Annotated in this window: 7 protein-coding genes; all 7 read right to left on the minus strand. The window is 35.8% G+C overall.

Going from position 1 to position 25,556, the window contains the following annotated elements; all coding sequences use genetic code 11:
- Positions 1-105 precede the first annotated feature (105 nt).
- The 7 genes from ade to IC221_RS12190 all read right to left on the minus strand — a co-directional run bounded on the left by ade (position 106) and on the right by IC221_RS12190 (position 25,432).
- Complete coding sequence (gene ade, locus IC221_RS12160; RefSeq protein WP_188169231.1) at positions 106-1,722, minus strand: adenine deaminase; 1,617 nt, start codon at positions 1,720-1,722, stop codon at positions 106-108.
- A gap of 131 nt (positions 1,723-1,853) precedes the next feature.
- Entirely contained in the window at positions 1,854-2,456 is a 603-nt protein-coding gene (locus IC221_RS12165; RefSeq protein ID WP_188169232.1) for a porin family protein, read from the minus strand.
- A gap of 335 nt (positions 2,457-2,791) precedes the next feature.
- Complete coding sequence (locus tag IC221_RS12170) at positions 2,792-19,423, minus strand: PKD domain-containing protein (protein ID WP_188169233.1); 16,632 nt, start codon at positions 19,421-19,423, stop codon at positions 2,792-2,794.
- 209 nt (positions 19,424-19,632) lie between these two features.
- A complete protein-coding gene (locus IC221_RS12175; RefSeq protein WP_188169234.1) occupies positions 19,633-20,697 on the minus strand; it encodes a type IX secretion system membrane protein PorP/SprF in 1,065 nt (354 codons plus the stop codon).
- A gap of 321 nt (positions 20,698-21,018) precedes the next feature.
- On the minus strand, positions 21,019-21,957 hold the full coding sequence (locus IC221_RS12180) for a lysophospholipid acyltransferase family protein (RefSeq protein WP_052444264.1): 939 nt from the start codon (positions 21,955-21,957) through the stop codon (positions 21,019-21,021).
- A gap of 130 nt (positions 21,958-22,087) precedes the next feature.
- Positions 22,088-24,028 carry a DNA topoisomerase (ATP-hydrolyzing) subunit B gene (gene gyrB / locus IC221_RS12185; protein ID WP_188169235.1) on the minus strand — a complete coding sequence of 647 codons (1,941 nt, stop codon included), beginning with the start codon at positions 24,026-24,028 and terminating at the stop codon, positions 22,088-22,090.
- 84 nt (positions 24,029-24,112) lie between these two features.
- Positions 24,113-25,432 (minus strand): tol-pal system YbgF family protein, encoded by a 1,320-nt coding sequence (locus IC221_RS12190; protein WP_188169236.1) that lies wholly within the window; start codon positions 25,430-25,432, stop codon positions 24,113-24,115.
- Between the last annotated feature and the right edge of the window lie 124 nt (positions 25,433-25,556).

Consider the following 25,556-nt stretch of genomic DNA (forward strand, 5'->3'; position numbering starts at 1 on the left):
GAGCATAGTAAATAATCATTATGTTATAAGTTAAACATAATGATTATTTATTCAAATCTTAGTTTTGCGACAGCCCCTTCATTTTTATCAAGTAGATAATGTATATTATTTCACCAATAAATCTGTAAACTTAAACGTAGAACCATCGAATAGTCCTTTATCACTCAGTTTGAGTTGAGGTATGACAAGTAATGCCATAAAAGATAAAGTCATGTAAGGGTCATGTAATTGACTACCGTATTCTTTCGCTTTATCGAGTAGCTTTTGGTATTGCTCGGCCACAATTTCTCCATTTTCATTTGTCATTAATCCGGCAATCGGTAATTCAAGACTATTTGTTTCGTCGTGAGAAACTATACAAATGCCTCCTTTCATGTCAATGACTTTATTGACCGCTTTGTAAATCTCATAGTCAGATGTACCGACAGCAACAATATTGTGGGAGTCATGTGCTACTGTAGAAGCGATTGCTCCTTTAAATAACCCAAAACCTTTAATAAAGGCAATTGAAGGATCTGTGTCTTCGTATCGGTTTACTACGGTCATTTTAAGTACATCATTTCTTTTGAAAGATTTGTATTCATGCACTTCGGTTGATGTGATAAGTTGACCATCATGAGCAACAATACATCTTATTTTATCTTCGGGTTGGTAATCTACATCAAAAAAGGAGGTGTGTTTTTTGGTGCAGTTAAACTTATTGACTATTTCTGCTTTTGGTGTTGTGAATAGCTCTTTACCATTTTCAGCGACTTTCTCACCATCTATATAAGTGGCAATAATATTAAAGTCCGTAATGCTGTCAACGATGATAAAGTCGGCGTAGTCTCCAACTCTTAATTGTCCCACATCAAGCTTATAGTGATTAATAGGATTGATGGAAGCAATTTTTATAACATTAAAAATGTCATCCCCATTTTCAATAGAGCGATGTACAAACTTATCCATATGATAATCGATCAACTCGTGAGGGTGGGAGTCGTCTGTACAAAACATTAAGGATTCAGGGTTGGTCTTGATCAAAGGAGCAAGGGCTTCATAGTTTTTAGCGGCACTTCCTTCTCTAATCTGTATTTTCATACCCGCTTCTAACTTATCTCTTGCTTCTTCAAGTTCTACGCATTCATGATCGGTAGATATACCCGCACTGGCATATTTTCTTGCCTGTTCTCCTTTTAGTCCAGGGGCATGTCCATCTATGGGTTTGTTAAGTGTTTTGGCGGCAAGGATTTTCTTTTTTACTTCTGCATCTCCATATAAAACACCCGGCCAATTCATCATTTCAGCTAGGTATTTAATGTCTTTACTTTTTAATAAAGATTCAATTGCTCTTGAATTGATGGTCGCTCCTGCACTTTCAAAGTTTGTAGCAGGAACGCATGAAGGGGCACCGAAGTTAAATTTCAGAGGTGTTTTTTTCCCATCATCAATCATGTATTGAACACCTTCTACGCCTAACACATTGGCAATCTCATGAGGATCAGAAACTGTTGCTACCGTACCATGTCTTACTGCAATTTTTGCAAATTCTGATGGAACAAGCATTGAACTTTCAATGTGGATATGTGCATCCACAAACCCAGGCATTATATATTGGTTGCAACCTTTTGCAGATTCGTCGTATTTGATGGAAGTAATTTTTTTTCCACTAAATTTTAACGTTCCAGGAAAGATTACTCTTCCATGGACATCTACAATATAAGCTTGTATTTCTTTTTCCATTGGTTTTTAATTCAACAAAGCCAAAATACCTCATTAGTGTTTGAAGTATTTTGGCTTAGTCTATATTTAATTTAATTGTTGTTGAAATTTTATGTCGTGGTTTTAAGCAGTCATTTAAAAAGAATGATTACTTAAAATACTAAAGCGTAAGCTACAGTTATATCAAATCTAGAGACAGATAAGTCGTTACCTTCTGCTCTTGAAATATCTGAAAAACCAGTAATGTACCTAAAGTCTATCATTATATTATCTATCAATGCTCCAACTCCAAAAACCATAGAGAAGTTAGAGTCATTTAAATATCTCATGCCATCTCTTTCTCCACTGTTTTCAGCAGGACTCAATGTGCCATCCAAAATATTTACAGACCCCTTTTCTTTTGCTCTGGCCAAAATACTTACCATTGGGCCTGCATTGAAGAAAAAGCGCTCTTTTTTTCCAAATGTAAGTTTTGCTAAAATTGGAAAATCAACATAATTCAAATTGATGGTTGTTCCTTCAGATTTTGAACTAATGATAGAGTACATGCATTCTGCCTGTAATGAAAACATATCGTTTGTAGCGGCCTCGACTGCTATACCAAAATTAATATTTGGCTTGTAGTTGAAATCATTCGCACGATTGGTCTTAATGGTTGAAATACTTGTGCCAACCTTTCCTGCTACCATGATACCTTGTCCAAAGACAGAATAAGAGGCGATTAATAAACTAAGGGCCAAAAATATTTTCTTCATATAAGAATAGGTAATTTCAAAAAATATAGTTTTTAAAAGCACAAAATTATTTTTGTAGACTTAAGGGTCATTGTAATAAATTCTGTCTTGCTTAATATTTAAAGTTACTATTCTTTTTATGTAAGAACCAAGCCAAAGATAATCTATAATTAATTCTTCAATGAATTTAATCATAACACTACCCCAAAATACCTTTATTAGTAATTTTCCTTGATAATTCTGAAGATGAAAATTCAAAACAATGAAATAGAAATTAAAGTAATGAGATGCTCTATGACTTGTTAAAATATAAAAAACGAGATTTCAATTCATTAAAAGAAATCTCGTCTCAATAATTATCTAATGAGTAAAATTTGTCCTGTTTTTTCTGTAACAGATCCATCTTTTTGTGATGTGTAACGAATAGTGTAAGTGTAATTACCTGATATCATATCGGCACCTTTATACTGGCCGTCCCATCCATTACCTGGACTACTTGCCTCTGATGATGTCCTATATTCTTTGTGGAATATTGATTCACCCCAATTATTAAAGATGTGAAGATCTATATCAACAGCATAGGCTGGTTCAAGTAAGAACTCGTCATTGATGCCGTCACCGTTTGGAGTAAAGGCATTTGGTGTATTCATCCTTGCTGGACAAATTTGATTAATAAAAATCGTATCAACGGTTGAGCATCTAGTGGTATGTGTCTCATCCGTTACCACAACGGTGTATGTTCCAGATCGATCTCTTGTAACTACTCTAGAGGTTTCTCCTGTATTCCATTGATAGGTGAAGTTTTCCCCTTCAACGGCTCCCACTTGAAGTAAATCGCCAAATTCAAAACAGAAAGTAGTGTCTTCTAAAACCATCTCAGGATTAGGATGGAAAATAGCTTCAAACTCATGGGTAAACTCACACATAGTCCCTGAAGAATGTTCTACCATTGTTCTTACGGTGTAAACTCCATTTTCTAGGACATCAATTGTAGGAGTGGTTTCGCCGGTACTCCAAATGTAAGTCTGAACTGTTTCATCATAATCAGGGATTCTAGCATCGAATGTGATAGCTTCTGTTTCACATGATTCTTGTTCTCTATCCATGTCAATATCAGGGATGATATGCACTGTGATATCATGTGTGTTCACACACCCTTGTGAATTCGTGACTGTTAAGGTGTATGTCGTTTCCTCCTGAGGTGCTACCTCTATCGCTTGAGTAGTTTCGCCAGTACTCCATAAGTAAGTAACAGGAACATCTACTTCTGGCGTAAAAGTAGTGGCCAATCCTTCACAAATCCAAACATCTGATGGTAACGTGACAACAGGAAGCGGTGTGACAGTTATTGAATCGATATATGTATTTGTACACCCTCCATTATTGGTTACTTCTACTAATACGGTGTAAGTGCCTGCTTCTAGATATTGGAAGGACGCATTAGTCTCGTAGGCGTCAAATAATGCACCATTTCTCTCGTTGTAATCAAAGTCCCATTTTACAGCTCTAATACCATGATCTCCACTTTGAGTCAATTGAGGTGTTGTATTGATAAATTGGGCAATTTCTCCAATACAAATATCATTGAACGTAAATGATGGAGTAGGGATTTCATGAATTGGAACGATGGAGGTAAACTTATCAGAAATACATCCTGCAGGAGTAATAATCCTCATCGAAACGGGGTGATCACCTTCAGTTGTGAACGTATATGTTGTATCACCTGAAGTTTGAATTTCATAATTGCCATCATTATTAAAATCCCATTCAAATACACTTCCAGCATGTGGAACTTCAGCATTTCGAGTAGAGAAATGGATTAATTCATTCTGACAACCAAATCCTTGATCCACTACAAAATTCGCAACAGGCGTTCTATGGAATACAATGTTCATCGTATCGATTGCAACACAATTTGAATTTTCTTTGTTTTTAACTCTTAAAACAATAGTACTGTTTACTTCAAAAGAGTTAGAGTTGAAAATTGGCTCTGAAAGTGAAGCAAGGTAAGAGTTCATATTTGATTGGTTATTAATACTTCCTCCCATAGATTCAATCACTTCCCATTCATAATCCATTCCGGTCCAATTTCTTTCATTTGGATTCAAGAAGAATACTCTTTCTTGACAATCTGCCATATCATCTGGTAAACTCACTGTTGGTGTTCGTAAGAAAGTGACCGCAATTTCATCTGTACTCGTACCACAATTATTCAATTGGTTTTCTGTAGTCAATGAAATATAGGCTTTTACCCAAGAAGCATCACCCGGTATAGTTGTTACTTCAAATGTAGGCTGATAAGTGCTAGCATTATTGATGCTCACACTAGCCCTTGTATCTGATGTTCTTTGATCTGTATCAATTCTGTTGATGGTCCAATTGTAATTGAAATTACCAATGAATTCTTCATTTATTGGATTAATAGTCATAATAGATGAATCACAACCAGCCTGAAGGTCTTCCCCTAAAGCACTAATTGGACTTCTGAAGAAGGTTACTTCGATGGAGTCAGAAACAATAGTACAATAAGGGTTTGATGGGCTGGAAACTGTCAACTTGTACCAAGCAGAGAGTTGAGCTGCTCCGTTAGGGAAAGTTGGGTTTTCGACTGTTACTTGATAGTCAGACATTGAACTGATTTGAATGTCTGCTCCATTGATGGAATCAATATCACTACTCAAACTCAAACGTTCCCAAGTGTATGTGAAGTTCTGTACTTCGCTTTGAAGAGGATTTAAAGTAATAGTATTATTATCACATGCATTTGAGTTTGAACTTACAATACTTAATTCTGGTTGTCTATGGAATCTTAGCGTAATGCTTTCTGTATCCGAACATCCACTGTTTCCATTTAAGACTTCTAGGGTAGCTTCAATTTCAATGTAGGAAGCTCCTGTTGGGAATGTTGGGTTGGACACTATTAATGTATGACCTCGACTTCCATTAGAAGTAGAGTCCACTGATCCTGTATTGTTGCCGATATCATCAGTGATATTAAAACTCCAATTGTAATTAAATTCAGAAACGGATTCTTCACCTGTTGTAATTGTGAATTGATTGTTTTCACACAAATCAGTCGCTGATGAATTTAAACTGACTTGAGGCGTTCTATAGAAAGTCAAACTTCTTGTTTCATTCGCAAAACAAGTATTGTATTGATGCGAGTTGTGGGCCATTAAATCAATAGTGAAGTTGATTTCTCCAGAACCTTGATCAAATTCATTGACGTCAATCAAAAGACTATCCAATACGGATACGGTATCAATAGTACCCCCAGTAAGATTATTGATGGACCAATCAAATACATAATTACTTTCTTGGTTAGTATTGATATCGAATGTTAAACCTTTGAGTTTCGCATTGCTACCGCAATTGATTGGCGTAGTTAATAAATCATTTTCAAGTACAGGAGTTTTGAAGAAAGAAACAGCAACTTCTTCAGTCGTAATACATGGCTGAGATGCGTTGACATTATTATTAATTATTTCTAACTGATAACGCAAATCGATTCTAGTTTCTCCTTGATCAAAAATAGGGTTGTTCACTACTAAATCTCTTGCTTGATCATTGACCATTGAAACAGATCCGTTTGTATTCGTAAGTAGTGTCCATTGATAAGAATAATCACTAACTACTTCGTTGAATGGCTGTATTACAATTTCACTAGCACAACTATCATTACTTACTTTTGTGATCGAGAAGTCAATCATTGGAACTCTAAAGAAGACCAAAGTGTGTTGTTGTGTGTCAGAACATCCGCCTTCATTTGGATTGTTGGCTGTTAATTCAAAAGTGACTTCAATTTGTGATCTTCCGGCACTAAAATCATTATTCCCAAAATAGAGGTCAATGTTCTGATTGTTGTTTTGTGCATTTAAAATAGAAGAGGAATTACCACTATATCCATCAATTGAAACAATAGTCCAATTATAATTAAAGCCATTGATCATTTCATCACCAAAAGGTTTGATAGTGACAGAGTCTAATGCACATCCAGAATGATTATCCGTAAATGAAATCATAGGTTGACGGGCAATTGAGATGGTGTAACTAGTATCGGCGTCACAATCGGCATTCAATTGATTTTCTGCATGTACATTATACTTTGCGGTGATTAATGCACTTCCTGAAGGGAAATCAGAAGGGATTCCATCAATTGTCATACTACCGACTGTTGATGTATTGACATTTGTAAGTGCTGTGATATCGGCATTGTTATCAGTGTAAATACTATCAATTGTCCAAGTGTAAGCATAATTGTCAGTTCTTGGCTCTACGGTTTGTAAAGTGATGTCGTTATTGTCACAAGTACTAAAATTATTTGTACCTAATGCTAAAAGTGCATCTCTATCAAAGATAACCGTCACTTGATCACTCGAAGTACAACCATTATCTGAGTTGGTGACTGTTAATTCATAAACGGATGTAACTCTAACAGCATTTTGAGGGAAATTAGGGTTGTGATTTAAAGTTAAAGTATGATTGTTTAAACTACTTTCTAATGGTTTGATATTAGAAGCTAACAAATCAATACCATTATCTGTAGTAACACTAATCGGTGTCCATTGATAAGTAAAACCTGCGTTTTCATTGTCAATTGGGAATAATGTCACTTCTGAGTCCATACAAGCAGGAGTGAGATTTAAATGGCTTAAACTTGCTTGAGGTGTTCTAAAGAAAGTGAAATTATAAGTTTCGTTTCCGGTACATGCTCCAGAATTATTGGTTACAAAAACTCTGTATGAAACATCAATTCTATGACTTAATGAATCAAATGATATAACTGAGAATTGTGTGTCTTGATTTTGAGAGTCTAAATGAGTAACGTCAATAGATCCACCATTAACAGCAACTTCGGTCCATGTGTAGTTGTAATTTGGAATAGATTCGGTACCAAATGGACGAATGATATTGACTAATTCACAATTGGTACTGTCTAAAGATTGTGTACTACTCAGTATCGGAACTCTATAAAATGTTGCTTCAATTGTATCCTTATCCGTACACCCTGGCGATTGACTATTTTCAACACTTACTTCATATTCGTAAGTAATTTCACTACTTCCAGTTGGGAAGAAGCCTTCCACATCCACTGGTGAATTGAGAGTGTAAGTATTTTCATTTTGCACTACTTGAGGAGCTATTAATGTCTCTGTATTTGGATTATTGTCAACTCTTGTGTCTAATAACGTCCATAAGTAATTAAAGTCAGGGACGTACGACTCTTGTGTAGTGAGCAATATCGATGTTGATGAACATACAGGGACAATAGGTTGTAGTGAAGCGGTAGGGGTTCTGTAAAAAGTAAATGTAACCGTTTCTGTATCGAAGCAGGTAGAAGGGTTTTCAGCGTTTCTAACAACGATTGAATAAGTTACGTCAATTTTATTAGATGATACATCAAAGATTGGATTATCAAACGTTACATTTTGCGTGGTAGTAGAAGATAAATTCACTGTTCCTCCATTGACTGAGACAGGAGTCCACATGTATACAAATCCTGAAATAATTTCAGCACCAAATGTTGTAATTGTATTGGTGTTTCCACAATCTCCTGCCACTAGTGATTGTTGTATAGAGATGGATGGGACTCTTAAAATAGTAAAAGAAGTACTATCAATATCAGAACAAAGAACATTCCCTAAAGTATCTGTATTATGAACCGTTAATTTGTATTCAGTATCAATTTTATGGCTCCCCGCATCAAAAGAAACTTTCTCTATTTCGATGTCTTGAGTCGTCGTTGAGTAACCAGGTGTAAAACCAACTTGACCTCCTGAAAGTTGTGTTTGTTCCCATAAATAGGCGAACCCATTAATAGTTTCACTACCCATTGAGCGTATTAAATTCACGGAGTCACAACCGGTAATCGTTTGAGAGAAATTGATGACCGGTGTTTTGTAGAATACAAACGTGAAAGCGGTGTCAGCTTGGCATGAAGTATTTTCAACGTTTTCTACAGTTAATGCTACATTAATTCTGATGGTATCACTTCCATTGTTAAATACAGGGTTACTAAACGTGATGTTTTGTCCTGTCAAAGAAGTATTTGTAACGGAACCTCCAATAGGGGTTGTGAAACTCCAATTATAATCAAAAGCAGTTGAGGCATTTTCACTTCCAAACGTAGTGATAGTGTTGGTGACATCACACCCTACTAAACTTTGTTGGATATCAAATACAGGTGGTCTGTAAAACACCATAGTATGATTATAAGAATTTGAACAACTGTTTTGATCAGTATTTTCGATGGCAATGGTAACAGGAACCTCAATCTTATTGCTCCCATCAGCAAAGGCTTCAATTGGGAGTGTTAAACTTAGGTTTTGGTTATTTACTTGATTATAAAAACTATTGATTACATCAGAAGGTAATTGATTATTAGCAGCACCTGTTACATTTAAACTGTCATAAGACCAATTATAATCAAAACCTGTATTGTGTGGAATATTTTCTATTAGACCTAATGGTGAAAGTGTCATTTCCAATCCACACATTCCGCCAGCTCTACTTTCATTAAAATTTGTAAAGTCAGCTTGACGGTAAAGTGTTGTAACAATACTCATAGAATCTTCACAAGAAGCAGAATTGGTATTAAATGAGGTCAGTGAATATCTAGTATCAACTCTTGTTGAATTGATTTCAAATGTATCTAAAGAGATCGTTAAGTCTTCATTGGTTAATGATGAGGTTGTGATTGTACCACCAGTTCTTGAAATTTCACTCCAACTGTTTGTGAATCCAGAAATTCCTTCTCCATTATAAGGATGAATAGTTAAGGCATCAGCACAAGAATCCGCTGAAGATCTTGTGTAGCTGAAGTTGATTTCGGGATGACGATATAAAGTGAAATTAAAGGTGGTGTCATCATCGCACATTGATTCTCCCGAGTTTAACAAGGTGATCATGTAAGTAGAATTGATCTCACTTTGTCCAGGGTCATAATCGGTGGCCGTAAAGGTAATTGTTCGATGTCCATCATGATCTGCTGGGTCAGTAAGAACAGTTCCTCCTGATTGACTAATTAGCATCCAATCAAAATCAACATCCATGAGCATCTCGTTGGTTGAAGTGACTTTTACGGCATTTTGACAAGCACCGGTCATACTTGTTAGCATTACCTCAGGCGTTCGATAGAAAGTGAAGGTCACCGTGTCTTCTGCATAACAAATAGGTTGGCTTGAGTTGAGGACTCTTAATTTATAGTAGACCTTCATAATCGAGTGAAGATCAGTGAAACTATCCACTTGTACATTTAATTCTCTTTCTGCTAAGCTACTATTGTCATTGACAACACCTGTAACTACGCCGTTCTTTGTAGAAATAGAATCCAAAGTCCATTGATAGACATATCCATTGATATGAGTATCAAAAGGAGAGATGGTCCCGTTATTATCACATACGGCACCTTTTGAAGCGAAGAAATCATTTTTGATTTGAGGTGTTCTATAGAAATAGAGGGTGTAAGTTGCAGTATTGCTACAACTGTTATCGAGTGGAGCTTCAGTATTGACTGTAGTTAACTCAAGTGTAATGCTAATTACAGATTCATTTGAAATGAAATCGTCATCAGTGATGGTAAACGTAGTGTTTTGAGTAGTATATATGTCATTTACAGTATAATCACTTCCGTTATATCCTGTAATATTTTGAATTTCCCAGTTGTTTGAAAAACCAGGTATAATTTCAGTTCCAAAAGGTTGAAGTGTAGTCGTTAAGTCACATGAATCCGCTTTCAATTCTGTAATATTAATTTCAGGATTTCTGTAATATTGGAACATGATCGTTTTGCTTGAATCTGCACAAGTAATATTAGTATTGGAATGTCTAATATTGAAATCCATATTAAAACGTAAGATATGTGCTCCTTCTTGGTAATCACTGTCCTCAATATTTACATTCAGGTTCTGACTATTTTGGTTTGTATTCAAATAGTTTAAAATACTTGCTGATAGCGTATTTCCGTCAGCTCCGGCCCCGGAAACAGAAGTAGGGTCAAGCGTCCAAGTGTAATCAAAACCATTGTTGTGATTTATCACTTCTGTTAGACCAAGAGGAGCAACTTGGATCAGGCCTCCGCATAGTCCTAAAGGTTGTTGTTCGTTGTAATTATTAAAGTTTGGTGTTCTATAAAAATAGAACTCAACCGTATCTTTGTCAACACAAGTATTTGATACTGAATTGGTGGCTGTTAATTCATACCTTACTGTAATGGTGGTGGAATTTTGATCAAAACTATCTGCTGTAATATCTAAGTCGAGGTCAGTATTTGAGGAATTTTGAGTGATGGCTCCTCCATTGACTGACAATTGTCTCCAATTTCTTGTAAACAAAGGAATGTCTTCTCCATTAAAAGGTTGAATTACATCAGTAAGAGCACAAGAATCAGTTTTTATGGAAGCAAAATTGATTTCTGGCGTTCTAAAGAAAGTTACTTGGAAAGTTGTATCATCATCACAGGTGTGAGTGGATGGATTCGTAATTGTTAATGTATATTCGGCATCAATTCTTACGGCATCGGTATCAAAAGAAGCGACATCAATTGTAAAGACTTCGCTACCACCTGCAGTGCTGTCAATAGTACCTCCTGTAATAGAATTTAGATTCCAATAAAAATCAGCTCCAAAGTGAACGAAAGCTTCATTATTTGATCGGAATGTCATAGAAGAGTCAACCGAAGCACAATAAGAAAGCGGGTTGTCAAAGGCCATTTCAGGAGTTCTATAAAACTCAAAGTCTACAGTCTGTTCATCATAACAACTTGGTGCTTCAATATTAAAAACCCTCAATCTATATTGAGTATCAACCTGAAGGCTGTTGGTTGCAAATGTATCAAGTGAGACCGTAATTTCTCGATTGGTTAAAGTATTATCAGATACTGCTCCATTTGTTTCTGAGACTTTTTCCCAAACATAACCATATCCATTTACATCAGTAGTAAAAGGTGCTGCAGTAGCGGTATGATCACAAGTATTGATTTTTGTAGACAAAAATGGAGTGTCAATTTCAGGAGTTCTATAGAAAACTAAAGTGTCAGTAATAGTATCAATACATGAAGGGTTGGTAGGTAATAATTGATTCTGTACTTCTAATGCCACAATCATTGTGATTTTTGATTCCGTATGCGTAAAATCACTGTCTACGAGATTTACAGTAAGGTCTTGAGCTGTAAAGCTTTGACCTGCTGCATAAGTAGAATTTGCATAGTTGGTAATAGAAACAACTTGCCAGTCATAATTAAAACCATTAATAGTTTCCGTTCCAAATGGCTGAAGCGTAGTGGTGAGTGCACAACTATCTGATTTGACTTCTACCATGTCAATTACCGGTGGACGTTTGAATGATAGTAAAATAGTAGAGTCGGTGCTACAATCCACCCCTGAAGCAGAATGCATTATGTTTAAACCTAATTCGAAAGTGATTTCATTACTGCCTGCGTCAAATGCAGTCAGAGGCATATTCAAACTGAAGTTTTGAGAATTTATTTGATTTGAAATGTCAGTGATTACCGTGGCTGGTAGTGTATTTGACGTTGCACCTGTAACAGTTGATGCGTCTAAAGTCCAAGTGTAATCAAAGCCTTCTGAATGATTAATGACTTCAACACTATCTAGTGGATATAGCACTACTGAAAGACCGCATTCATCATTCGGTTTCGTTTTTCTAAAGTTATTAAGTTGAGGTGTTCTATAGAATTGGAACATTACGGTATCTACATCAATACAGCTTGTTGCATCACTATTTTCTACATATAATTCATACGCAATATCAATGTAAGCTGTATCTTGATCGAAACTTATAACATCAAAGGTTAAATCTTGATCAGTAAGTGAATTGGTCGAGATAGTACCACCGTTTACATATAATTCTCTCCATTGATAATTATATCCTGAAATAGTTGTAGTGCCAAATGGTTGATAAGTATTGGTAAGTGCACAAGAATCTGTTCTAGTATCTACAAATACGATATCAGGAGTTCTGAAGAAAACAATATCAAGTGTTGTGTCATTATCACAAATACTGGCAGTCGTATTGGCAATATTCACAGAGTAGCTACCATCTATTCTATGGGATGTAGGGTCAAAGCTATCCACTTCGATGATGTATTCATTTCCATTATCAGTAGTAGTCAAAGCACCTCCAGAAACTGTATTTTCAATCCATGAGAATGTAGCAGAGTTAAGCGCTTCACTATTAACTGTTACAGTATCTAAAAGTGCACAATTAAGTGCTGTAGGATTATAAGTAATCTCTGGAGTTCTATGGAATTCAAATGTATAACTTTCAACATCCATACAAGTAGGGGAAGCCGAATTGGTTACAGTAAGTTCATAAGTTACTGTAATTACAGTTTCACCTGTATCCCAACTTCCAACTGATAAATTGATATCCTTATTATTTGTGGCATCATGGACAACGGTTCCATTAGAAACTGCCGTTTGAACCCAAGAATAGTCGAAGCCTGGAATAACCTCACTACCTGAAGAAAGTTGTAAATTTCGAGCACAGTTATTCCCGTTTGGCCATATTTCAGAAAAGTTGATATTTGGTGTTCTGTAAAATTGTAAAGTAACATTTTTGCTAACAGTACACCTTGGGTTGGTTTTCCTTCTTACTCTGTTATTCATGACAACAGTAAATTGGGATTCACCTGTCGCAAAATCTGAATCTGAAAAGTTTAAGGAGCGAATTTGATCATTGGTATCAGGAATGGCAGCTCCATTATATTCTGAACTTACAGAAGTAGCTCTCCATCTGTAATTAAAATCTAAAGTTTCAGTGTGGTGGTTAAGAGTCACCGATAAATTACAAGGGTCAACTCTTGTATCTAAAAGAGTGAAATCTCTAGGTCTTCTTTCAATATTAACAATCAAGGATGTATCCTTTAAACAAGTATTGTCAAATGTGTTTTCAACATGTAAATCTATAGCAAAGGATAAATCTGTTGTGTTATCATTAAAGTAGTCTTCTAATATATTGAGCGTTAAATTTTGAGTGGTATCATTGGTAGTGACTTGATTAATAAGGTCATTAAGAAATGAAGGATCTACATTATGATCACTTGGGCTTGAAGATATTGACCATGTGTAATCATAAGCAGCATTATGGGGAAGTATTTCAGATGTGCCAAAAGGATAAAAGTCTACTACATATAAACTTCGATCTGTATCATTACAAAAAGGAGCAGTGTGGCTTAATAAAGAGAAATCAGGTCTCCTGTAAAATTCAAATTCAATGCTATCTCTATCAGTACATCCTATAGCGTTGGTGACATCAATATAATATTTTGCTCTGATAATCGTAGATCCACTGTTGTACGTATTTGGCTTTACAATGAAATCTTGATCTGTTAAACTCGTTTCTGTAACCGTTCCTCCAGAGAGATAGACTTGAGTCCATTGGTAATTGAACCCATTTATCGTTTCCGTTCCAAAAGGTAATGCTTCATAGTATGCAGAAGTGTCACAAGAAATTAAAGTTGTATCTAATGCAATGTTCGGGAAACGGTGGAATTGTACGTCAACCGTGTCAAAAGTAGTACAAGCTGTAGGATGGTTGTTGTCAATGATTTCTAATTGATACCTGACATCAATAATGCTTTCACCTGAATTGAAGTCACTTTCATCAACATCGACTGTAGCGGTATGCGTGCTAAGGTTGTTTTCAGTGACCGATCCTGTAGTTGGACTAATCAGCTGAGACCAAGTATAAGCAAAATTAATACTGTCATTGGCAATAGGTCTTAAAGATACGGTTTGATCATCACAGACAATCAAACTGTCTGATCCAATTTCAGGATCGGGATTCTCTCTAACGTTTACAGTGATTGTATTTGAATCACTACAACCTCTAGCGGTTGTGACTGTTAACCTTACCGTGTAAGTGCCCTCGGTTAAGTAATCATGTGTTGGATTTTGAGAGGTAGAAAAGTTGCCATCGCCAAAATCCCACATCCAAGCATTAATATCATTTACGCCAGTTGGTAAAACACCGCTGCTGATATAGGAAGCGATATTAGTGTTGCTGACATTGGACAAATCATTAAATTGCATGGTTTGCCCAAGACATACTTCATTCACCAAATTATCTGATTGACGTACAGCGGAAAGGTTTGCGATTGGGTCATCAAAAGAGAAAACTAAAAGAGAATCACTAGAAGGCATATAATCAAAAGTACACCCTTTATTGGTAGTGACTCTTAAACGAGGTCTTAGCACTACATTAGTACCAATGATTGCACCTGTATTGTAATTATCTCTTAGTGTATCAAAAGAGACAAGTGGAAACTGATGAATTAAAGTGTCAGTGCCCCCAATATCAAAAGTCCCATTATTGTTAAAATCCCAATCCCATCTTACAATTTCATCATCTGTAACAGGAGAAATAGAGGATTGGTCATTGAGTTGGATGCCAAAACTTTGACAGATATTTTGATAAGAATAATCTCCAACCGGAATAGAATTTACAATCACTGAGTCTACTGTTGTCTGATGGACACAACCATCAGAAGATGTCACTCGAAGTGTAACAGGATAAACACCCTGTCCTGGGAACGTATAATTTGTACTTGAAGATGCAGTACTAATATCATAAGTACCATCATTGTCGATATCCCATTCATAATTTGAAATGCTACCTCTACTATAGAGGCCAAAACCTGTTGTAGATGCATCCAATGTTGTAGGGTCGCCACCGCAAGCCTCAGTGTTGGTGAAAGCGGCTACAGGAGTAGGGTTGAAGATGACTCTAATATTGTCTGTTGTTACACATTCAGAAATATTCAGTGCATTATTGCTGGCATCAATTTTATCGACATAAGATGCAATTATAGTGGTTTGAATAGTATATAATTTGCCATCAGCATCATCAGGATTGATGACAAAAGGATTGGTATCAACTGAAGCAAAACTGAAAGTCACTTCCGTGTCGTGTCCGCCATTTATTTCTGAAATAGGATTACCATCAACAAACCATCTGTATTGTAATTCCCAAGAATAGATATATTGATCGGTTTCAATGGTATCTGATTGACTAAATTGACTGTTCCAAGCCATGTCTTCCACATTTAGGGTGTAAGGCCCATTGTCAGTACATAAAGTAATATCAGGGTTAGAGATGTCAGGGCAGCTTAGAATTGTCATATCACCTGAATAGTCTGCAGGATAACTACAACCATTTTCGTCTAAGAAGGTAAGGTTGGGTGTGACAGTACTTAAATTTGCTCCTCCAATAGTTGTATTATAAGTAAATACTTGAACACTATCAGATCCTGATAATCCATGACCGGAAGACCATTGGTAAATCGTATTCGATATATCTGTATTGGGGTCCATGACAGGGATAGCGACCATTGTAGTAGTAGCGGGTTCAAATCCAATTTTTTTCAAAATTTCATATCCTCCTGCAGTACCTCCAACTTCAATAGTTACTGAGTCGGATTCATCCTGACAACCTTGAGCATCTGTTACAGTTACAATAGCTTTGTATTCTCCAGGGCGATCATAATAATGTGTGACATTTCCTGTAGTGGTAGTTACATCTACGGTTCCATCTGCGTCAAAATCCCATGCCCATGACATTATTTCAACATCGTATAATGTATTTGTGGAATCCAAAGATTGACGTCTTGTGGTATGACCAGGAGTTTCAAATAATGAATCGGCAAAACTTACAAATCCAGGACAGACAAGGTTAGTGGTGTTAGGATTTAAATCTGCTTCTAATTCTCTCATGGTCGGTACAGTAAATAGAAGGTTGTCATTAGAAGAACATCCGAATTCATCTTCAATTGTTACTGTCATGGTATAAGTACCTGCGGCAATTGCTAATCTCGCTTCGTCATTGGTTTGTGATACTGGTGTTAGGGCTGTTCCACCTATAGAATAGGTGATTGTGGCTGTAGTTAGATTATAGACTTCGTTGTCATCTAAATCTAGATCAACTACTGTAATAATTTCATCACATTGATAATCAAAAGAGATATAATCACTATGTGGGGCTGGGAAATTAAAATCAGGTTGCGTTACGATTATATCATGGGAGTATTCAGCCGAACACCCATCTACTTCTAATTCTAATGAAATAGTGTGGGGAGTGCTTTGAGGTGTATTAGGAGCAGTAAATGTTACTCCTGTTAAATCGGGAATAATACCTCCAGTGGCAATACCGGAAGATTGAGTTACTCCATCTACTTTCCAAATGTAATTAGGAGCATTAGGGCTATACATAAGGTTGGTTCCACTAAAGGTGAAATTATCTCCAACACAACCATTACTTGGACCGTTGATGGCAATTGATCCACCTGTAATTTGAATAGGCCCAACGGAATCATTAAAAGTACAACCTCCACTAGTCGTGACTAATACATTTCCATTATATTCTCCTGGAATAGAAAAAAATGTATTGACACTCGATGTATTTGATGAAAATGTAAATTGAATGGTAGTGTCTATAGTATGGGTAAAAGTCCAAGAATAATTATCACCCATATTCCCATCACCAGCATTAAATACCAAAGTATCATTTATACAAGTACCCGTTGAGGTTTGTGGTGAAGCGGCTAATTGAGGGAGTGGTCCTGGCATAAAAAACGTAGTGTCTTCTGTGTCTGAGCATCCATTACCTGGCTCAATTGCTTCAATTGTTACATCAACTTGAGAGTTTTCTGGGATTTCACCTTGAGCGTATCCTGAAAAGCTTGGGAAATCGGGTTGGGCTAAAAAATTATAGCTTTCATCCTTCGTAAGCCCTGAAGTCCAAGTTACAGAGGGTTGACTTGGTGGTGTAATTGTTAAAGTCCAACGATAGTCTGTATCATTAGTGCCAAGTGAATTATTAACAAAACCTAGTACAGTAGGGTTACATTCATCGGTAGTGATTTCATGTTCAGCTTCTGAAGGTTCAATTGTAATTTCCATCATTGTAGGCTCACCAGCACACCCGTTAATGACAGCTCTAAGCTCTACTTGAAATACTCCAGGTAATGCGATCCGATTATCATCAATAATATCACCATAATAGTATGTTCCGATACCTGAAGTTCCAACATCGACCCAACTCAAATTACTTGCATAACGATACTCATAAATAATAGGGTATTCGCCCGATAGACCAAGCCCAGCAGTGTCAGCATCAGTAGTTGTAGAAAAATTCACAATCGTGCCGATACAAATGGTGCCGTTATCTAAATTTAATGTAGGACTATCAAAAACTTCACCTACTTCATAAAGGTATTCAATAGAAGAATATTCACACTGGGGGTTGTTGCCTATGGAGTCTAAAGTCAAGTTATAACGAATTCGGTAACTACCATATTCTAAATTGACAAAATCAAGGGGATTGGTGTAATAATAAGTAGTGTCATCATTAATTGAATTGACAACTTCCCATTCCTCAATACTAACAGGGAAAGGGTTTGCTACTGTATTTCCGTCTTGATCAGTCCATGTACTTGATCCGAAAAAGGAATCATTTGCGGGTTCGCAGGCTTGAGAAGCCCCTGCTACAGAAAGACTTAAAGGAGCAGAGTAAACATCAATACTATTTAAAGCACAATTGTCATTGAGATCACCGGTTCCAGCATCGAAAAATAATTCTATGGTGTGACTGCCAAACCCGGAAATCGCAATAGTGTCAACCATTGCATTATTCCCAATGGGAGTAGAGGTATTGCCATCAAGTATCCAATAAAAGTTTGTGACATTCTGCAGGTTGTTGGCTCCTACAATGACATTGAAGTTTTCATTACAATATTCTAATTCATTAGAAGAAATAGTGATTCCACCTTCAGGCAAAATAGGTATTACTTGTGCATCAGTATAGCTACAACTATTGTCAGCTACGTTATTCAAAGTTGCTGAAACGGTCACATTTACTGGGTTTGAGCTTGGGTTTGAATAAGCATGGCTAACTATATCTCCTATAGCATGTACTGTTGGGGTGGACCCATCACCAAAATCCCAAGTGACATTCATACCTACTAATTGTGGATCAATTGCTCCAGGTGTATAGGTGAGAATATGATCGTTGCAATCTCCTGATACAGTTGGAGTGCTGTAAAGACTGCTGATACTTCTAAAGTAGATATCGATCGAATTGTTAATTGTTCCTGCACAATTGTTGCTTTCTGTGTTTACTGTCACATTAAAATCAGTTCCAAAAGCTCTGTCAAATGTATGAGTGACAGTATTAATGGAGGTTGTATCTAATGTGCCGTCTCCAAAATCCCAAAAATAAGTTGGAGACACAGAACCGCCATCAATATCAGTTGATATAGCAGTAAATGTAACATTTTGGGTTGTATTACAGCTTAGTGTTTGTGAAGCAATAAAAGAAGTGGAGTAGGGCTTTTCGACATGTAAATAATCATTCATTCTGCGTATAAACTGACATCCATCTGTTGTTGTACCACTTAATACGACATCATAGTCGCCGGGATTGTTCAATGTTACGGTCGTGGAATCTCCGGTAAGAGTGTAAAGCTGATTGTCAACCAAAAACGATAAACTTGAAAAGGTGCCTGGAGTAGTTTGAGTTAACGTAATTGTTCCTCCAACACAAACACTCTGAACATCGGCGAAAAATGAACCTTCAGGTTGGTCAAATACTTCAATAATGTTAGCTGCAGTGGTAAGCGTACGTGTAGTAGTACTTAAACTTGTGGAATCATAATCATCAAATGTTACAGAGATCCCATAAACTCCTGTTGTATTAAATTGTTCAAAGGGATCAGCAAGCATAGAAAATGAAGGCTGTATAATTCCATTCTCTATCCTTGACCATTGATAATTCGAGTAAGAATGATCGGGTAGAGGCGATACAGAAAAATCAATCGCAACACCACCACATCCATTTATTACCACATTAGGATCTGTATAAGTTGTTCCGTTGAATTCTCTGATGATTGTTTGAGCATGTAATTTATTGACTAAAAGACTTAGGGTACAGATAATCAAAAAGAGTAATGTTTTTAATACCGACTTGTTCATAATATTGATGTTCAGCACTTATAAGGAAGGTCAGCCCTTTTTTCTATAGCTAGTGAAAAATTGGTTCTTAATAATTAGCATTGGATAAATTTTGAACTACTGTTTTTGGGGTAATAAAAATTATCCACTTAGAATTTAAGAAAATCTAAGGGGATAATTAAACTTATGTAAGTATATTCTAAAATGTTTTTAATTAAATTGTATTATTCTTATAATAAAGGGGATGGGCAAGATAATTCTAAAGGTTTTCTTTTGGGTTTCTTTCTGTAATCTTTGTATAAATTGAAGGTGTATTGCAAACTAATTTCATGAGAGTTTGCATTTTGTTGTGGGAGGTCTGAAGTAGTAATGTCATAACTATAGCCAAAGTTGATGTTGCCTAATTTTATACCTGTCAATAACACTATAGCATCGTGGTTAATTGCACTGTCTTTTTCAGCACTTTTAATAAGTGGTAGACCTCTATACCAAACACCAAAAAGTAGGGGGGCGTAATGTAGGTAAGCTCCGATGCTTAATTGATCATTTTTCCCTTGAGATTGATAATGGGTAGCAATAGTAATTGATCTTCTTCTATATTCAGGAATGTGTGTTCTATGTCCTTTGAATTCTAATGGGATCATATAGCCAGCTTCCACAGAGATTTTGACAGGCAGATAAGATTGTTCCCCTAAAAAAGAAATATTTGGTCTTGTGATATGGCTAAAACCAACTCCAATCCAATACTTTTCTCCATAAAGCATAGCACCTGTGCTCACATCGGCATACCCCACTTGATCATTGATGAAAGGTTCATTCGTTGCACCTCCTGTAAACCCAAAACTATCCAGTTGATCGTTGAATACAAGTGCAGAACGGTCTAATTTGTTCTGTCCATATCCCACTTGCAGCCCTAGGTTAAGTCCCATGTACCTGTTAATTCCAATAGTATAAGAGCCTGAAGCGACTGCTTCTAAATGAGAGAGCGGAGTACCTTCATTCACTCCGAATTGATCTTGTTTGATATATCCTCCGAGAGAGAAGTTTTTGTACTTAAAATTATGGTCAAATGCTGCCATAAAGGATACAATACTTGATGGCAATCCTGCCCATTGCTTTCTGTAATTTACTATAGCTCTTGTTTTTCCTCCGGAGCCCGTTAAGGCCGGGTTGAGATACATAGGAGTGGAGTAATATTGAGAAAATTGTGTGTCTTGAGCTTGAATTTTATAAGATGAAAGACAAACTAAAGTGGTCGTGATTAAAAATAGAAAATAGAAATAATTAGGCTTCATAGCAAGTTAATTTGGGTGAGTGTTATATTAAGAACGTTTTTTAAGGATTTTGTGTTTCTTAAATCACCTGAAACAACTTACATTGTAAGGGTTAGATGTCTTTTGATCTTGTTAAAAGAAAAAATATTTTTTCTGTGAAATTGTCTTTTAAACTTACATATCTAAAACAATGTTAATATTGTATTATTTGAATATTTAAAGGTTAATTCGATGATAATTGATAAATGAATGATCCGTTATTACGTATACGGAACAAAAAAGAGGAAACCAATTATTATTGATTTCCTCTTACTATTTTATGGAAAACTAGAAAATATTATTTTAGCTTACATCTGCAGTAGGTTTAGACTTCCATCTTTCATGGAACCATACCCATTGATCAGGTGCTTCTCGAATAAATTTCTCTAAGGCAAGTGACATATTTTGTGTGTTTACATTAATGTCTTTTTCTCTGTCTCCTGTCTTTACAAGAGGGACTTCAGGTCTAAATTCAAGTAAGTGTTTTCCATTTTCTTGCATTTTGATTGAAGCAGGAATAATTGCTGAATCTGCTTTTAACGCTAACATCGCAGCGCCGATTGGTGTTGCTGCTTGTTTACCGAAAAAGTCTACAAATGTATTTTGAACTTTGGTTGTGTCTTGGTCAATCAATAAAAAGGCTAAGCCACCATCTTTTAGCTTTTTAAACATCTTAATACTTCCACGTGGATCAGATCTTTCTACAAAATCCGCTTGCTCATTTTTATTATGACGACGTGTTTTCACGACTAAGTCATTCAATTTGTCATCGTGTAATTTTGCTCCAATGGCAATACAAGGATAGTCATTCATACTTAAGTAAAAACCAACCATATCAAAAGCACCTCTATGGCATGTTAGAAGAATAACACCTTTACCTTTTTTATGGGCATCTATTAAATATTGTTCACCTTCTACATCAATTACAGAGTTTAACTCTTCAACTGTTTTGATAGATGGGTATCTGACAATATCTGTAAAGTTTCGACCTAAATTTTTGAAAACATTTTTGGCGATTTTTTCGATTTCTTTGTCAGAAAGTTCATTTTCATAAGCATATTTTAAATGCTTTAAAGTGAGGTTTTTAGTTTGTGGCATTACATAGTAAACTAATCCACCTAGTTTACCGAACCACCACATCAAAACTTTTCTTGGAATCCAGTTCGCTACTTTGATTAATACAACAATGACTCTGTACAAAAGTTCATACTTTACTTTTTTCCAACCTTTATGTTGACTCATCTTTGAAGTTTATTTTGAAAAATGAATGATCTTATTTGTAAACGCTTTATTGAAAGAAAGGTTCGTTTAATTATTACTAAAAAAAGGCAACAGGTATGCTGTTGCCTTCTAATATGAATATCAAACTTGATTAAACATCAACGTTTGCATAACGTGCGTTTCTTTCGATGAAGTCTCTACGAGGAGCCACTTCATCACCCATCAACATTGAGAATAGGTGATCTGCTTCCGCTGCAGATTCAATATCCACTCTACTCATCGATCTGAATTCAGGATCCATAGTAGTATGCCATAATTGTTCTGGGTTCATTTCACCAAGACCCTTATAACGTTGGATACCTACTTTACCTTCATCACCACCAAATTCTTGGATAGCTCTTACGCGGTCATCTTCACTCCAGCAGTATTTCTCTTGCTTACCTTTCTTCACTAAGTAAAGAGGAGGTTGAGCGATGTATAAATAACCTTGTTCGATCAATGGCTTCATATATCTGAAGAACAATGTTAGGATCAGTGTTCTAATGTGAGAACCATCGACATCGGCATCGGTCATGATAATGATTTTGTGGTAACGTAACTTTTCTAAGTTAAGTTCTTTCTCATCATTTTCAGTACCAAAACGAACACCTAAAGCCGTGATGATATTTTTGATTTCTTCGTTGTCGTAGATTTTGTGCTCTTGCGCTTTTTCTACGTTAAGGATTTTACCCTTAAGAGGAAGGATAGCTTGGAAATTTCTATCTCTACCTTGCTTAGCAGAACCACCTGCTGAGTCACCCTCCACTAGGTATAATTCACAAAGTGCAGGATCCTTTTCAGAACAGTCAGAAAGTTTACCAGGTAAACCTGTTCCAGTAAGAACGTTTTTACGCTGTACCATTTCACGAGCTTTACGAGCTGCATGACGAGCTTGAGCGGCAGTGATCACTTTCTGTACAATATTTTTAGCTTCTTTAGGATGCTCTTCTAAGAATGTCTTCAATGTTTCAGTCACTGCAGAATCTACAGCACCAGAAACTTCAGAGTTACCTAATTTTGTTTTAGTCTGACCTTCAAATTGTGGTTCAGGAACTTTTACAGAGATAATAGCAGTTAAACCTTCTCTAAAGTCATCACCAGCAATATCAATTTTTACTTTGTCTAAAAGTCCAGTAGAATCCGCATAAGATTTTAAAGTTCTTGTTAAAGAACGTCTAAAACCTGCAACGTGAGTACCTCCTTCGTAAGTGTTGATGTTGTTCACATAAGAGAACACATGCTCAGAGAAAGAAGTATTATAGGTCATCGCTACTTGCACTTGAATATTGGCTTTTTCTCCTTCCATAAAGATAGGAGTACCCAATAGTGCTTGACGAGTATTGTCTAGGTAAGAAACATATTCACTCAAACCACCTTCAGAGTAGAAAGTTTCTTTGATGTTTTCACCATCCTCGTCTTGTTCTCTTTTATCTTCTAAGTGAATAGTGATACCCGCATTCAAGTAAGATAACTCTCTTAATCTTGAAGCAACTGTATCATAATTATATACACCTGAAGTGAAGATGCTTAAGTCAGGCCAGAATTGAACTGTAGTTCCAGTGATATCAGTTTCCCCGATAGTTTTAACATCATATTGAGGAATACCTGTTTTATATTCTTGTTGGAAAATTTTACCAGCTCTATGAACAGTAACTTTTAAGTCTGTAGATAATGCGTTCACACAAGATACACCTACACCGTGCAAACCACCTGATACTTTGTAAGTATCTTTATCGAATTTACCACCAGCGTGAAGTACTGTCATTACAACTTCTAAAGCAGACTTCTTTTCCTTAGGGTGAATATCAGTAGGAATACCTCTACCGTTATCACGAACAGTAATAGAGTTGTCCTCATTGATAGTCACAAATATATCTGTACAAAAACCAGCCATTGCCTCATCAATGGAGTTGTCTACAACTTCCCAAATTAAATGATGCAAACCTTTGATGCCAATGTCACCGATGTACATTGCTGGTCTCTTACGAACGGCTTCTAATCCTTCAAGGACTTGAATATTACCGGCTGAATAATTGTCTTTTTTTTCTTCCATATCTTTGTTCAAAATATCTGCGAATCTACCTTTTTTTAAGCTCAATTACAACCCTTTTTTTCTAATGGAATTGTACTCAATTGCTTACAAAGTGTTTAACCTTCTTTTCGCTTCAGCATCTATGCTGTTTTTATAGGAATGTTTAGGATAGGAGTACGCTTTTTTATAATAAAAAGTAGCTTTTTCAATATCATTTAACCCTTCATATAAAATACCTAAGTGAAGTGCGGCATTGGCCGTAAAGTATCTTTTAGGCTTACTTCCTCCATAATCAATCACATTAAGATAATACTTTATTGCCAAAGTTGTATCATTTAAAGCTTCTTTTACTCTGGCATATCTATAATTGTATTCTAATTTATCTTTTCTTGAGAATTCTTCAGGATTCATATGATATAGTGTAGAATCTGAAGCATTATATTTCTTTCCATCATAGAGCACTCTTGCATACATTAAATCCTTCTCCGGTAAATCAGCAGAAAGTGCAAAGGATTGAGCATATTTATCAAGGTAGAGTCGATCTTCACCTGATTTTGAAATATCTCTTAGTTTATAAATGATCTGTTCTTCAGAAAGATCTGTTGTGAGCCAGTCAATGAGAAAAAGTCTGTATTTGGTTGTTTTTATATAATCTGATTCTGTGGTGTTTAGATAGGTGTTGAAATGACTTTTTGCCTTCTCATATTCATTAAGATAAAAATGGGTAGTTCCCAATAAGTAGTAAAAATACTCATAGTTATTTATTTCAACACTTGTGAAAGATTGTAAGATATTGATATTAGATTCATATTCTTTAATTCTGTCATAAACCCAGCTCAAAACGATTTTTCCTTCATACAGCTGCCCATATTTTTTTTGATATAATTCTATTTTCTGCTTTTTGTAATCCTTTCTTATGTAAACATCAAGAAACAAATCAGAGGTGTAAGCTTCAAACTCAATAAAAGGGTTTGTAGAATGCTTCGCGTTTTCAATTAATCTTTCCGGGTTTTGGTGGGAGAGGTTAGGAAAACCAACAAATCTCATAAGCCATTTATATTCTTGGGGAATAATATTAATTGTAGTTGAAATGATACCTATCAACAAACCATTTAAAGTATCACTTTGATTGAGACTGTAATTTTGTTGAGCATGACTGTACACTTTTTTTAAATCCCAATACCCAGACCAATAAGATCCACTTTTGAATTCGCACAAACTTTTGACAAATAAAGTGTTATAATAGTATTTGTTGTCTTTTGAGACATTAGGAATAACGTGAACTTTTTTAGTACTAGTTAAGTTTTCCTGATAAATTGAAATCGTTTTGAGGTCTTTTACAAGTAAAGAGTCGATTGCTTGACTGTAAACAGCGATATCACAAACGAAAACGAATAAAACAGTAAAAAAAGGTCTAAAATTCAAAAAAATGGATATTGACTGTTAAAAGATAATTTTTTTGGCAATATTATGAGATAGACTTCAATTAAATAATTAACAACATTTAGTTAAAGCAACCTTATAAAATAGGAAACGTAAATTTTTTTAG

The sequence above is a fragment of the Flammeovirga sp. EKP202 genome (assembly GCF_014534745.1).
Taxonomy (GTDB): domain Bacteria; phylum Bacteroidota; class Bacteroidia; order Cytophagales; family Flammeovirgaceae; genus Flammeovirga.

Bases quoted from the DNA above. Each gene is read 5' to 3' on its own strand.
- ade (WP_188169231.1), bottom strand. From the start codon at position 1,722: ATGGAAAAAGAAATACAAGCTTATATTGTAGATGTCCATGGAAGAGTA.
- IC221_RS12165 (WP_188169232.1), bottom strand. From the start codon at position 2,456: ATGAAGAAAATATTTTTGGCCCTTAGTTTATTAATCGCCTCTTATTCT.
- IC221_RS12170 (WP_188169233.1), bottom strand. From the start codon at position 19,423: ATGAACAAGTCGGTATTAAAAACATTACTCTTTTTGATTATCTGTACC.
- IC221_RS12175 (WP_188169234.1), bottom strand. From the start codon at position 20,697: ATGAAGCCTAATTATTTCTATTTTCTATTTTTAATCACGACCACTTTA.
- IC221_RS12180 (WP_052444264.1), bottom strand. From the start codon at position 21,957: ATGAGTCAACATAAAGGTTGGAAAAAAGTAAAGTATGAACTTTTGTAC.
- gyrB (WP_188169235.1), bottom strand. From the start codon at position 24,028: ATGGAAGAAAAAAAAGACAATTATTCAGCCGGTAATATTCAAGTCCTT.